The following is an 11,692-nucleotide window of genomic DNA, read 5'->3' on the forward strand; positions in this document are numbered from 1 at the left end:
CGGCAGCGCATTTCAAGCGGTGGAATTACCCGATCGTCCAGACCAGCGGCGGGCGGCCGCCGGCAGCGGTGCGCATCTGCACGCCGATATGCCGGCCGCAACCTGCAGCGAGGCCTTCGAACAATCCTTCCAGCACCCTGGCGCAGGCGCGGTGATAGTCGGCGACGTCGTCCATCAGCTTCCAGCTCTGCTGGCGGATCTCGAACGCGCCTTCGGATGCCGTCGTCTCGGCCGCATCATCCTGCGCGGCGAGCAGCGCGTTCAGGAACGATGCGAACTCTCGCGCGCCGACGCGGGTCGTCGACAGCGTCGCGGCGATCTCGTCGAAGAATTGCATGCCGATCAACTTGCCGGTGATGTGCAGGAGATAGCCGGCGTCTTCGACGCCGAACAGTTGCACCATCACGGGCGCGGCGGTGCGCACATATTCCATCGCATAGTTGCGATAGGCCTTTTCCAGCCGTGGTTTCGGCCAGCTCGCAACCGGTAACGCCGGCGCGGTCGCCGCGTCGAACATCGGCGCCTCCAGATGTCGTGCGAACACCAGACGCTGGTCGAGCTCGAGTGGGTGGTCGTATTGATGGTAATAGCCTTCGAGCCCGTCCTGACCGTCGACACTCTGCTTGGTGCAGACGAAGCCGAGGCGGAGGTCGCCCAGAGCGACGCCGTTGTTGGCGTGCCAGCCGCGCAGCATCGCGCGCGACACGTCGCCCGGCACGCCGCAGATCGCCGGCCCCTTCCAGATCCAGCGCGGCGGCGGATAACGGATCCAGGCCTGGGTGTCGCTCTCATACATGTACTCGACATGCACGCCGCCGATCCAGTTGGAGAGATAGTGATATTGCGCAGCCGCGACCGCCGGCGGCAGATGGTCGATCCCGAGCTTCTTCAGCCCCGGCAGGAAGCGCTCCTGTTGCTGACGGCGGAACACGCGGAAGACAAATTCTGCGGCATCCGCCGTGCCGCGGCGGGTGACCACGGTGAGGATCAGCCCGGTGAAATAGGCGTGATAGAGATCGGCAACTGCGCGCCAGCGCTGCCATTGCGCTTGCTGCGCGAGGTCTGGTGCGGCCGTCATGTTTGCTCCCCGATCGTTGTTTTGATCGAGTGTGTCACCGCAGCCGGTGACAGGCAACATGACGCGCGTGCAGGCCTCCCTGCGCGGCTTTCCGTCAATTCCGCATCACGAATTTTGTGCCTTGGCCGCCCGTTCGCGCTCGACGCGCTCCGTGACGTCGCGCGCCATCGCCACCGATCCCTGCACCGCGCCGTCTTTATCCCGCACCAGTGCGAAGGTCATCTCGATGTAGAGCTTGCGCCCGCTCTTGGGCAGCGCGCGGGTCAGCGTCGGCTTGCCCGCAAGCTTCATGGTGCCGCTGGCGAGCGCGGCATCGAATGCTTTCCAGTGCGCAGCGCGCAGATGTTCGGGAATGATCAGATCGAGATTCTGGCCGAGCGCTTCGTCGGCTGTGAAGCCGAACAGCGCGGTCGATGCGCGATTCCAGCGCGTGATCGTGCCGGAGCGATCGGAATAGATCAACGCATCGGCGGCGTCGTTGATGATCTGTGCGTCGAGATCGGAGGGATTGCTCATCTCGTCACCTCGCTTGTAGCCCGGGTGGAGCCACCGGGTCGGCGCGGAGCGCCGCCCGATGACAGGCTCCACGTAATCCGGGATCGCGCCACAAGTGAGACCTTCCCGGATTACGCTTGCGCTCCATCCGGGCTACAGGATCGGGCTACACCCGAAAATGCTTCGATAGCTTGAGGCCTTGCGCCTGGTAGTTGGAACCGATGCGCTGGCCGTACATCGCGTCGGGGCGCGCCAGCATCTTCTCGTAGACGAGGCGGCCGACGATCTGGCCGTGTTCGAGGATGAACGGCACCTCGCGCGAGCGCACCTCCAGCACGGCGCGCGATCCCAGCCCGCCGGCGCCGGCATAGCCGAAGCCGGGATCGAAGAAGCCGGCATAGTGCACGCGGAATTCGCCGACCAGGGGATCGAACGGCACCATCTCCGCGGCGTAATCGGGCGGCACCTGCACCGCTTCCTTGGAGGCGAGGATGTAGAACTCGCCGGGGTCGAGGATCAGGCTGCCGTCGGGACGGGCCGAGATCGGCTCCCAGAAATCCTCCACCGCGTAGCCGGCGCGGCGGTCGACATCGACGACGCCGGTGTGGCGCTTGGCGCGGTAGCCGACAAAACCGCCTCCCTTCTCGCCCGAGAGATCGACCGAGACGGCAACGCCGCCGGACAGATCGGCATCGTCGATATCGACGAGGCGCTCGCTCGCGTGCAGCGCATCGAGCTCGTCGGCATTGAGGATGGCATCGCCGGTGCGGAAGCGGACCTGGCTGAGGCGCGAGCCCTCGCGCACCAGCACCGGAAACGTCTTGGGGCTGATCTCGGCATAGAGCGGGCCATGATAGCCGGCGCCGATCATGTCGAAGCGACGGGTGCCGTCGGCGATCACGCGGGTGAAGACGTCGAGCCGGCCGGTCGAGCTCTTCGGATTGGCGGCAGCGACGATCTCCGGCGGCAGTGCCAGGCTTTCGAGCAGCGGCACGATGTAGACGCAATTGGTCTCCAGCACCGCGCCGTCGGCGAGGCTGAACTCGTGCAGCTTCAACTCGTCGATGCGCTCGGCGACAGTGGCACCTGGCCCGGGGAGAAAGCTGGCGCGGACGCGATAGGCGATGTCGCCAAGGCGCAGATCGAGGCTCGCCGGCTGGATCTGGCTCTCGACGAAGTCGTAGGCGGGCAGGATGAGACCTTCTTCCGCCATCGCCGCGATCATGCGGTCGGGCAGGATACCATTGGCGTCGGCGGCGACCGTGAACGTCAACCGGGGGTCCTCATCAGGGGTCGAATGCATCCGGTCATGCCGGAAATACAAGTCTTTTACGGCTATCCGATGGACGCCTTGACGGAAAGGGCATTGCGGAATATGAGCATCACTTATCCCGTGGTGATTTGAGCCGGCCGGCTTGCAGCCACGTTAAATAACTCGCTAAACAGGCCGGGGACCTCTGTGATCCCGGCCCGTGGAGATATCCAGGCCGGTTTTTTTGTGACCGTTTTGCCTCGACGGTCATGTCGGAGAGGGTCCTATGTCGAAGTCGCCTGCTGCCTACCGCCCCGAAACCCGCCTGGTCCATTCCGGCACCCTGCGCTCGCAATATGGCGAGACCTCGGAGGCGCTGTTCCTGACGCAGGGCTATGTCTACGCCAGCGCGGAGGAGTGCGAGGCGCGCTTCAAGGGCGAGGATCCCGGCTTCATCTATTCGCGCTATTCCAACCCGACGATCGCGATGTTCGAGCGCCGCATGATCGAGCTCGAAGGCGCCGAGGCCGCGCGCTCGGCGGCAACTGGCATGGCGGCGGTGACGACCGCGATCCTGGCGCCGCTCAAGGCCGGCGATCACGTGGTCGCCTCCCGCGCCCTGTTCGGCTCGTGCCTCTACGTGATCCAGGACCTGCTGCCGCGCTACGGCATCGAGGCCACGCTGGTCGACGGGCTCGATCTCGACCAGTGGCAGCGCGCGCTGAAGCCGAACACCAAGACGTTCTTCCTGGAGAGCCCGACCAACCCGACGCTGGATGTGCTCGACATTCCTTCGATCGCCGAGATTGCGCACAAGGGTGGCGCGCGGCTCGTCGTCGACAACGTGTTCGCGACGCCGATCTGGCAGAGCCCGCTCGCGCTGGGCGCCGACGTCGTCGTCTACTCCGCGACCAAGCACATCGACGGCCAGGGCCGTTGTCTCGGCGGCATCATCCTGTCCTCGGAAGCCTTCATCGCCGAGCACATCCACAATTTCATGCGCCAGACCGGCCCGTCCATTTCGCCGTTCAATGCCTGGGTCCTGCTCAAGGGCCTGGAGACGCTGGGCGTGCGCGTGCGCGCGCAGACCGACACGGCCGCGCGCATCGCCGAGGTGCTGGCGAGCCATCCCAAGATCTCGCGGCTGGTCTATCCCGGCCGCGCCGATCATCCGCAGGCGGCGCTGGTGAAGAAGCAGATGCGTGGCGGCTCGACGCTGGTCGGCTTCGAGGTGAGGGGCGGCAAGGCGGCGGCGTTCCGCGTGCTCAACGAATTGAAGCTTGCCAAGATCTCGAACAATCTCGGCGATGCCAAGAGCCTCGTCACGCATCCGGCGACCACGACGCATCAGCGCCTCAAGCCGGAAGACCGCGCCGCGCTCGGCATCAGCGAGGGTTTCATCCGCTTCTCGGCGGGGCTGGAGCACGCGGATGACCTGATCGAGGATCTGACGGCCGCGCTGGAGAAGGCGTAGCGGGCGAATGGCGAATAGTGAGTGGCGAATAGGTCAATCTATTCGCTACTCGTCATTCCCGATTCGCCCTCTCACATCGGCCGATACGTTCTCACATCGGCGGGCACGTTCACCCCGAGCTTGATCTGGCCGACGGAGCGGATGATGTCGTCGCCGAGCAGCTGGGCGAAGCAGGCATAGCCCCAATCGTTCATGTGCAGGCCGTCGGCGATGACGAAGCTCTCGACCGGGATCGACTGGTTCTCGTGCCAGTCGCGCATCACCTCGAAGCGCGGGAAGATGCCGACGTGGCGGAGCTCGGCGACGTTACCGAGCAGCTTGATCATCTTGCCGGCGCTCTCCTTGCGCTGGTTGACGGCCGGCGAATATTGCGGGTCGACCAGCACGATGTCGGTGCCGCCGGCGGCCTGAATGCGGCTGATGCCGTCCTCTACCAGCTTGGCCGTATCGGCAGGATCGAGGTTGCGCAGCACGGCGTTGGTGCCGACCTGCCAGATCACGAGATCAGGATGCACGTCGATCACCTGCGTCTGCAGGCGCTTCATCATCTCGGGCGCATCCTCCCCGCCGACGCCGGCATTGACGACCGTGATCTCGGCGGTCGGATAGTGCCGGCGCAGCTGCGCGGCCAGGCGGTTCGGATAGTTGAACTCCGGCGAGCTCGCGCCGAAGCCCGCGGTCGACGAGGAGCCGAACGCGACGATGACGACGGGCTGGCCGGCGACCAGCCTGCTTGCGACATGCGGCAGCGACCCCATCGCCTTGGAGCCGCCCTTCGGAGGCTGGCAGGGCACGCGGCTGAAGATGTCGGCGGCGGACTTCGCGACCTCCTTCACCTTGTCGATAGCGCGCGAGGTGACGCCGCGCGGCTCGGGCGACCTCGCGGCGACGGTGGTCTGGGACGGCGCAGCGGGCGCGGGATCAGGCGACTGGGCGGGTGCGGCGGTCGCCGGCCGTGCGGCCGGCGTCTGCGCATGCGAGGCGGGCGTCAGCAACAACAGCACTGCTGCTGCAGGCACGGCCAGCCATGACGTCAGGCAAAAAGGGCGGAGAGAACTCATTAACGCTAGACCTCAATTTTGCTGCTGGGCCGGCTCCAGGTGAGCAGCGTCAATCACGAATTGTGCCAACGCCCGGCCTAGGCAATCATGGACCTGCTTCGCCAGCTCAGGCCCGCGGGACGGGCTGAACAGGTCGAACTGGCCCTGATCATTCCACTGCCGCATGATCGCGAAACGATCGAACAGCGGGATGTCGTGCTCCTGCGCCACGACGCGCATGTTATCGAGAAAAGGCTGCGCCGAGATCATGGTCTCGGTGCGCGGGCTGTACTGCAAATTCATCAAGACGACGTCAGCCCCTGCCTTTTGCAGCGCAACAACCCCCTCGGTCACCGCGCCACGAAATTCGTCGGGATCGATGGATCGGATAGCATCCACGGTCCCGGTCTGCCAGATGACCAAAGTAGGCGTTTTTGCTTCCATCAGCTTAACGAAGGTGGACGCGGTCTCCTCTGCCGTTTTCTTGCTCTGTATTTCTACGGAGACGCGCACCACCTCGGAGGGCGGCAGCTTCTCCTTGAGGATCACCTCCATCCGCGCCGGATAGGAGCTGCTCTCTGACGACGGAATCGTGGTCGAGCGGCTGCCGATGACCAGAATATCGAGCGGCCTGCCGGCCTTGACCGCCTCGGCGACCTTGGGCAGCTGGCTTTCGCTGGTCAGCAGATAGGACGGCAATTCGCAGGCCGCAGGCACGGGGGACACGGCAGACGCGGCATCGCCCGCGCGCGCCGTGGGCGCGGCGAGGCCACCGCATAGCAGGATCAGGCTCAGGAGAACCTTCGCCTTCATCAGCCCCCTCCCGCCAGATCGGCGTTGCCGACGGCGTTTTTGGTTTTCGCACCGCTCTTGTCAGCCACACGCTTGTACCACGAAATGATCCAGGCAACTCCCCACATGATCAGGATTCCGGAGAGGCTAATCAACGCATGCATGGCCGCCCCGCCGGAGACTTCGGCGAGAACGAAATGGCCGGCAAAGGCCAGGAAGACGCCGAGGCAGAAGATCTCGAGCGAATGCTGGCCACATAGAATCAATGGTCGCAGCCAGCGCGATTTCAACCCCGGCCAATCCCGGGGCAGGAAGCGCACGGTCAGCGCCGCCAGCGCCAGGAAGTGCGTGAAGCGCAGCACGTCGAGGTCGGTCTTGTCGATCGGATACATCCACTGCTCGATCCGCTTCGGCATGAACTGGGAGAGCTGCGGCACATACCAGGTCAACGTCACGTAGAACGCCGCGACGAGATAGGCGATCGCGATCCACATCGTTACCGGCGACGCTAAAATACGCGACATGCGCCGCGCACCTCCGAGCGCACACCATGCACCGAAAACGAAAAGCAATTGCCAGGCCAGCGGATTGAAGGCCCAGAAGCCGTTCGGATAGGCGGAGAAGTAGAGATCGTATTCCCAGGTCACCGCGTAGAGCACGACGGAAAGGCCGAGCGTGACGTCGGGCTTCCATTTCATCGACCACAGGATCACGGGCAGCGCCAGCATCAACACGATATACAGCGGCAGCACGTCCATGTTGACGGGACGGAAGCGCAGCAGCAGCGCCTGCACGATGGTGACGTCGGGCTGCTTGAGGAAATCCATGATGCCCATCTCTTCGGTGTAGAGCGGGTTCTCGAACCTGGTCGCCACATAGGAGATCTCGGCGAGGAAGATCGTGAACAGGAAGACGTGGGCGACGTAGATCTGCCAGACCCGACGCATGATGCGCGCGGTGGCGATGACGACGCCGCTCTCCAGCATCGCGCGGCCGTAGACGAAGGCGGCGGTGTAGCCGGAGATGAAGATGAAGATTTCGGTGGCGTCGCTGAAGCCGTAATTGCGGATCGTGAACCAGGTCAGCAGGCTCGTCGGCAGATGGTCGATGAAGATCAGCCATAGCGCGAGCCCACGGAACAGGTCGAGCCGGAGCTCACGCTCGCCGATGGCGGGCAGCGTGATGGCCGGCGCTGCGGCGCGCGACTTGGTCCCTGCGGGCGTGGCGCCCGCGGTGCCTGCGATGGTCGATCCCGTCACTTGGTCGGCAATGGTCATCGGGGCCTGGAAACCCTTCGGCAAATCGCGACGTTGAAGCAGTGTAATGGTCCGGCTGTCGTCTCGCAAAGCGCCCGGATCACATAAGGGTGTCTCCCTCGACGGTGTGCTTTTCCTCCAATTCTGGCGGGACGATGTCGCCAAAGCCGCCCGCGGGGGGTTTGGTTCCCCGGGCGGATTTCGGTATGATGGCGGCTATGTACCGCGCCGTGACCCGCCAGATTGAAGTGACCGTCGAGCCGAACTTTGTTCCGGAGCAGTCGTCGGCCGACCGCTCGCGCTACTTCTGGTCCTACACCATTGTCATCACCAATTCGGGCGAGGAGACCGTGCAGCTCAAGACGCGGCACTGGATCATCACCGACGCCTCCGGCCGGCAGCAGGAGGTGAAGGGCGAGGGTGTGGTCGGCGAGCAGCCGATCCTCGCCCCCGGCGAGCGCTTCGAATACACCTCCGGCGTGCCGCTCTCGACCGCCTCCGGCTTCATGACCGGCCGCTACCAGATGGTCAGCGAAACCGGCGAGCGCTTCGAGATCGACGTGCCGACGTTCTCGCTCGACAGCCCGGACAACAAGCGGGTGTTGAATTAGCCGAGGTCTCATTTGCCTCGTGTCCCGGACAAGCTGCAGCGCGGAAGCGCTGCGGCGCCGAGCCGGGACCCAGGGCAACACGGCACGATGCGGATGGATGGGCCCCGGCTCTGCAGCGCACCGTCGAAGTGACGCTGCGCTGCGTCCGGGGCACGAGAGCGGACGCTGCGCTCGCAATGACGGAGGATAGGCTTACGCGTCTTCCACGCCCGCCTCGTGCGGCGTGAACTGGTACACCGACGAGCAGAACTCGCAGGTGACGACGACCTTGTCGTCCTTGACCATGGCGGCGCGGTCGTCGGGCGAGAAGCTCTTGAGCATCGCGGCGACCGCATCGCGCGAGCAGGAGCACCGCGCCTCGAGCACCTGCGGATTGAACACGCGCACGCCGCGCTCGTGGAAGAGACGGTAGAGCAGCCGCTCGCCGGAGAGCTCGGGATCGATCAGCTCGACGTCCTCGACGGTCTCGATCAGCGAGCGCGCCTCGACCCAGGCATCGTCTTCAGTGACGCTGTGCACCTCGGTGCCCTCGGGGGCGTCGCCGGGATGCAAGTCCGCCTGCCGCGCGCGCTCCGGCGCCTTCGGCAGAAACTGCATCAGCATGCCGCCGGCGCGCCAGCGATGCTTGCCGCCGTCGCTCGAGCGCCACTCCTCGCCGACCGCGAGGCGCACACGCGTCGGGATCTGCTCGGAACGCAGGAAATATTCGTGGGCGGCATCTTCCAGGCTGCCGCCGTCGAGCGCAACCAGGCCCTGGTAGCGGCTCATGTCGGAGCCCTGGTCGATGGTCATGGCGAGATGACCGCGGCCAAGCAGCGTGCCGGAATCTTTTGCCGTGCCCAAGCGAGAGGCATCAAAGCGCGCATAGGCACGCAGACGGTCCGGGGCCTTGTAGTCGACCACCAGGAACGACACCGGGCCATCGGTCTGGGCCTGAAGAATGAAGCGGCCCTCGAATTTCAGCGCCGAGCCGAGCAGCGTCGTCAGCACGATGGCCTCGCCGAGCAGCTTGCCGACCGGCGCGGGATAATCGTGCTTGGTGAGGATGTCGTCGAGCGCAGGACCAAGCCGCACCAGACGCCCGCGCACGTCGAGCGCGTCGACCTCGTAAGGCAGCACGGCGTCATCGATCGGAACCGATGATGGCGCGCGAACCGGGCCTTCGGGCCCGGTATTCATGTCAGGAGATTGGAAAACCATGGCGCTTTATCTGGGGTCGGAGGACGGAAGATGGAAGGGGGCGAGGAGCCTCAAACTCATTGTCGTCCCGGACAAGCGCAAGCGCCGATCCGGGATCCATAACCACAGGACGACGTCACAACGCGAGATGGCAACTCCGAGTCATCGCCAAACAACTTCCTATGGCTATGGGTCCCGGATCGGCGCGCGCTTTTGGCGCGCTTGTCCGGGACGACAGTGGAGCGTGGCGCTGCTACCGCTCCACAGCCGCGCTACTTCACCGCGTCGAAGCACCAGGCCAAGATGCCCTTCTGCGCGTGCAGGCGGTTTTCGGCCTCATCGAACACGACCGATTGCGGACCGTCGATCACCTCGTCGGTGACCTCCTCGCCGCGATGGGCCGGCAGGCAATGCATGAACAATGCGTCCGCCTTGGCCAGCGACATCAGCTTGGCATTGACCTGGTAGGGTTTGAGCACGTTGTGGCGGTGCTCACCCTCCTTGTCGCCCATCGACACCCAGGTGTCGGTGACGACGCAATCGGCGCCGCGCACAGCGGCCTCGGGATCGGTGCCGAGCACGATCGGCGCGCCGGTCGCCTTGATCCAGTCGCGCATGGCCTTTTTCGGTGCGAGCTCCGGCGGCGTTGCGACATTGAGCTGGAATTTGAAGCGCTCGGCAGCATGGGCCCAGGACGCCAGCACGTTGTTGTCGTCGCCGGTCCAGGCCACCGTCCTGCCCTCGATCGGGCCGCGATGCTCCTCATAGGTCATGAGGTCGGCCATCACCTGGCAGGGATGCGAACGCCGCGTCAGACCGTTGATGACGGGCACCGTGGCGTTGGCCGCGAGCTCCAGCAGCGCATCGTGGTTGAGGATGCGGATCATGATGGCGTCGACATAGCGCGACAGCACCCGCGCGGTGTCGGCGATGGTCTCGCCGCGGCCGAGCTGCATCTCGGCGCCGGTGAGCATGATCGCCTCGCCGCCGAGCTGGCGCATGCCGACGTCGAACGAGACACGGGTGCGGGTGGAGGGACGCTCGAAGATCATCGCCAGCGTCTTGCCTTCGAGCGGCCTGACCGGCTGCTGCGCCTTCTGCTTCGCCTTCATGGCCGAAGAGGCAGCGAGCATGCTCTTGAGCTCCGAGAGCGGCAGCTCGTTGATGTCCAGGAAGTGCTTTGGAGCTTTGTTGGGCGTCGTGCTCATCAGCTTGCCGCCCGCTTGGTCTGGCTGGAGGAGATCGCAATGCAGGCGCGCTCTAACCGCCCGACGCTGTCCTCGATCTCCGCTTCGGTGACGATCAGGGGCGGCAGGAAGCGCACGACATTGTCGCCGGCTCCGACGGTGAGCAGCTTTTCGGCGCGCAGCGCCGCGACGAGATCGCCCGAAGGCACCACCGCCTTGATGCCGATCAGGAGGCCCTCGCCGCGCACCTCGCTGACGACATCGGGATGACGATCGATCACGGAGGCGAGCTTCTGCTTGAGCAGCAGCGACATCTTCTGCACGTGATCGAAGAAGCCGGGCTTGAGCATGACGTCGAGCACGGCATTGGCAGCCGAGATCGCGAGCGGATTGCCGCCGAAGGTCGAGCCGTGCGAGCCCGGCCCCATGCCGGCGGCCGCATCCGCGGTCGCCAGCACGGCGCCGATTGGAAAGCCGCCGCCGAGCGCCTTGGCGAGCGACATCACGTCCGGCGTGACACCGGTGCGCTTGTAGGCAAAGAGTTCGCCGGTACGGCCCATGCCGGTCTGCACCTCGTCGAAGGCGAGCAACAGGCCGCGCTCGTCGCAGAGCTCGCGCAGCGCCTTCAGGAAGGCGTGAGGTGCAGCACGAACGCCACCCTCGCCCTGGATCGGCTCGACGAGAATGCCGGCGGTCTGCGGGCCGATCGCCTTCTTCACGGCGTCGAGGTCGCCATGCGGCACCTGATCGAAGCCGTCCATCGGCGGACCGAAGCCTTCGAGATATTTCGCAGACCCGGTGGCGGCGAGCGTCGCCAGCGTGCGGCCATGGAAGGCGCCCTCGAAGGTGATCATGCGGTAACGTTCTGGATGTCCCTTCGAGAAATGATGGTGGCGCACCAGCTTGATCACGCCTTCCAGCGCCTCGGCCCCGGAATTGCAGAAGAACACGAAGTCCGCAAAGCTCTCATTGCAGAGGCGGCTTGCGAGCTTCTCGCCATCAGGGCTCTGGAACAGGTTCGACATGTGCCAGAGCTTGGTCGCCTGCTCCTGCAACGCCTTGACCAGCGCGGGGTGGACATGGCCAAGCGCATTCACCGCCACGCCCGAGGTGAAATCGAGATAGCGATCACCGTTGGTCGCGATCAGCCAGCAGCCTTCGCCGCGCTCGAAACCGAGGTCGGCCCTGGCGAAAACGGGGAGCAAATGCGGCGCGGCGCTGTTGGTCATGACGTCACTTGAATGTTGCGGACGGTGTGAGGCACGCATTGCGCGACGCACCATTGACCGGCCCCGGAAAACGAAACGTGCCGCCTTTTAAGGGCGGCA

At 65.1% G+C, this 11,692-nt stretch carries 11 protein-coding genes and 1 riboswitch; of the genes, 2 read left to right on the forward strand and 9 right to left on the reverse strand.

The annotated features are described in order from the left end of the window. Positions 1 to 25: 25 nt before the first annotated feature. The 3 genes from HZZ13_RS15725 to HZZ13_RS15735 form a co-directional block, all read right to left on the reverse strand. Positions 26 to 1,078, reverse strand: coding sequence for a hypothetical protein (locus tag HZZ13_RS15725; protein WP_197960467.1), 1,053 nt, complete (start codon positions 1,076 to 1,078; stop codon positions 26 to 28). 105 nt (positions 1,079 to 1,183) lie between these two features. Beyond that, positions 1,184 to 1,594, reverse strand: coding sequence for a PAS domain-containing protein (locus HZZ13_RS15730; protein ID WP_197960468.1), 411 nt, complete (start codon positions 1,592 to 1,594; stop codon positions 1,184 to 1,186). 145 nt (positions 1,595 to 1,739) lie between these two features. Beyond that, positions 1,740 to 2,876 carry a 2'-deoxycytidine 5'-triphosphate deaminase gene (locus HZZ13_RS15735; protein WP_376707046.1) on the reverse strand — a complete coding sequence of 379 codons (1,137 nt, stop codon included), beginning with the start codon at positions 2,874 to 2,876 and terminating at the stop codon, positions 1,740 to 1,742. Positions 2,877 to 2,956: 80 nt separating this feature from the next. Then, positions 2,957 to 3,036, forward strand: a riboswitch (SAM riboswitch). A 75-nt stretch (positions 3,037 to 3,111) separates the two neighbouring features. On the opposite strand from HZZ13_RS15735, the gene HZZ13_RS15740 reads away from it, so the two are divergent. Beyond that, positions 3,112 to 4,299, forward strand: coding sequence for an O-succinylhomoserine sulfhydrylase (locus HZZ13_RS15740; protein WP_197960470.1), 1,188 nt, complete (start codon positions 3,112 to 3,114; stop codon positions 4,297 to 4,299). 71 nt (positions 4,300 to 4,370) lie between these two features. On the opposite strand, the gene HZZ13_RS15745 is transcribed toward HZZ13_RS15740, so the two are convergent. Genes HZZ13_RS15745 through HZZ13_RS15755 form a run of 3 tightly spaced genes read right to left on the reverse strand, consistent with a single transcriptional unit; the run spans position 4,371 to position 7,408 of the window. Then, positions 4,371 to 5,360, reverse strand: a complete 990-nt coding sequence (locus tag HZZ13_RS15745) for an SGNH/GDSL hydrolase family protein (RefSeq protein ID WP_197960471.1) — start codon at positions 5,358 to 5,360, stop codon at positions 4,371 to 4,373. A gap of 12 nt (positions 5,361 to 5,372) precedes the next feature. After that, positions 5,373 to 6,152: an SGNH/GDSL hydrolase family protein gene (locus HZZ13_RS15750; protein WP_197960472.1), complete on the reverse strand. Its 780-nt coding sequence runs from the start codon at positions 6,150 to 6,152 to the stop codon at positions 5,373 to 5,375. Next, positions 6,152 to 7,408, reverse strand: a complete 1,257-nt coding sequence (locus HZZ13_RS15755; protein WP_197960473.1) for an OpgC domain-containing protein — start codon at positions 7,406 to 7,408, stop codon at positions 6,152 to 6,154. Before HZZ13_RS15755 ends, HZZ13_RS15750 begins: the two co-directional genes overlap by 1 nt. A 197-nt stretch (positions 7,409 to 7,605) precedes the next feature. Between HZZ13_RS15755 and apaG the strand changes: the two genes are divergently transcribed. Continuing rightward, positions 7,606 to 7,998: a Co2+/Mg2+ efflux facilitator ApaG/CorD gene (gene apaG / locus HZZ13_RS15760; RefSeq protein ID WP_024337101.1), complete on the forward strand. Its 393-nt coding sequence runs from the start codon at positions 7,606 to 7,608 to the stop codon at positions 7,996 to 7,998. Positions 7,999 to 8,190: 192 nt separating this feature from the next. Here apaG and HZZ13_RS15765 read toward each other — a convergent pair whose 3' ends face one another. From HZZ13_RS15765 to HZZ13_RS15775, 3 genes are all read right to left on the reverse strand, one after another. Then, positions 8,191 to 9,198, reverse strand: coding sequence for an Hsp33 family molecular chaperone (locus HZZ13_RS15765; protein WP_197960474.1), 1,008 nt, complete (start codon positions 9,196 to 9,198; stop codon positions 8,191 to 8,193). A gap of 251 nt (positions 9,199 to 9,449) precedes the next feature. Beyond that, positions 9,450 to 10,385: an ornithine carbamoyltransferase gene (gene argF / locus HZZ13_RS15770; RefSeq protein ID WP_197960475.1), complete on the reverse strand. Its 936-nt coding sequence runs from the start codon at positions 10,383 to 10,385 to the stop codon at positions 9,450 to 9,452. After that, positions 10,385 to 11,593, reverse strand: coding sequence for an aspartate aminotransferase family protein (locus HZZ13_RS15775; protein WP_197960476.1), 1,209 nt, complete (start codon positions 11,591 to 11,593; stop codon positions 10,385 to 10,387). Before HZZ13_RS15775 ends, argF begins: the two co-directional genes overlap by 1 nt. Positions 11,594 to 11,692: the final 99 nt, after the last annotated feature.

Origin of the sequence: Bradyrhizobium agreste (genome assembly GCF_016031625.1) — a bacterium.
Lineage (GTDB): Bacteria > Pseudomonadota > Alphaproteobacteria > Rhizobiales > Xanthobacteraceae > Bradyrhizobium > Bradyrhizobium agreste.

Excerpts from the sequence above, each read along its gene's own strand:
- HZZ13_RS15725 (WP_197960467.1), bottom strand. The coding sequence starts at position 1,078 with ATGACGGCCGCACCAGACCTCGCGCAGCAAGCGCAATGGCAGCGCTGG.
- HZZ13_RS15730 (WP_197960468.1), bottom strand. The coding sequence starts at position 1,594 with ATGAGCAATCCCTCCGATCTCGACGCACAGATCATCAACGACGCCGCC.
- HZZ13_RS15735 (WP_376707046.1), bottom strand. The coding sequence starts at position 2,876 with ATGCATTCGACCCCTGATGAGGACCCCCGGTTGACGTTCACGGTCGCC.
- HZZ13_RS15740 (WP_197960470.1), top strand. The coding sequence starts at position 3,112 with ATGTCGAAGTCGCCTGCTGCCTACCGCCCCGAAACCCGCCTGGTCCAT.
- HZZ13_RS15745 (WP_197960471.1), bottom strand. The coding sequence starts at position 5,360 with ATGAGTTCTCTCCGCCCTTTTTGCCTGACGTCATGGCTGGCCGTGCCT.
- HZZ13_RS15750 (WP_197960472.1), bottom strand. The coding sequence starts at position 6,152 with ATGAAGGCGAAGGTTCTCCTGAGCCTGATCCTGCTATGCGGTGGCCTC.
- HZZ13_RS15755 (WP_197960473.1), bottom strand. The coding sequence starts at position 7,408 with ATGACCATTGCCGACCAAGTGACGGGATCGACCATCGCAGGCACCGCG.
- apaG (WP_024337101.1), top strand. The coding sequence starts at position 7,606 with ATGTACCGCGCCGTGACCCGCCAGATTGAAGTGACCGTCGAGCCGAAC.
- HZZ13_RS15765 (WP_197960474.1), bottom strand. The coding sequence starts at position 9,198 with ATGGTTTTCCAATCTCCTGACATGAATACCGGGCCCGAAGGCCCGGTT.
- argF (WP_197960475.1), bottom strand. The coding sequence starts at position 10,385 with ATGAGCACGACGCCCAACAAAGCTCCAAAGCACTTCCTGGACATCAAC.
- HZZ13_RS15775 (WP_197960476.1), bottom strand. The coding sequence starts at position 11,593 with ATGACCAACAGCGCCGCGCCGCATTTGCTCCCCGTTTTCGCCAGGGCC.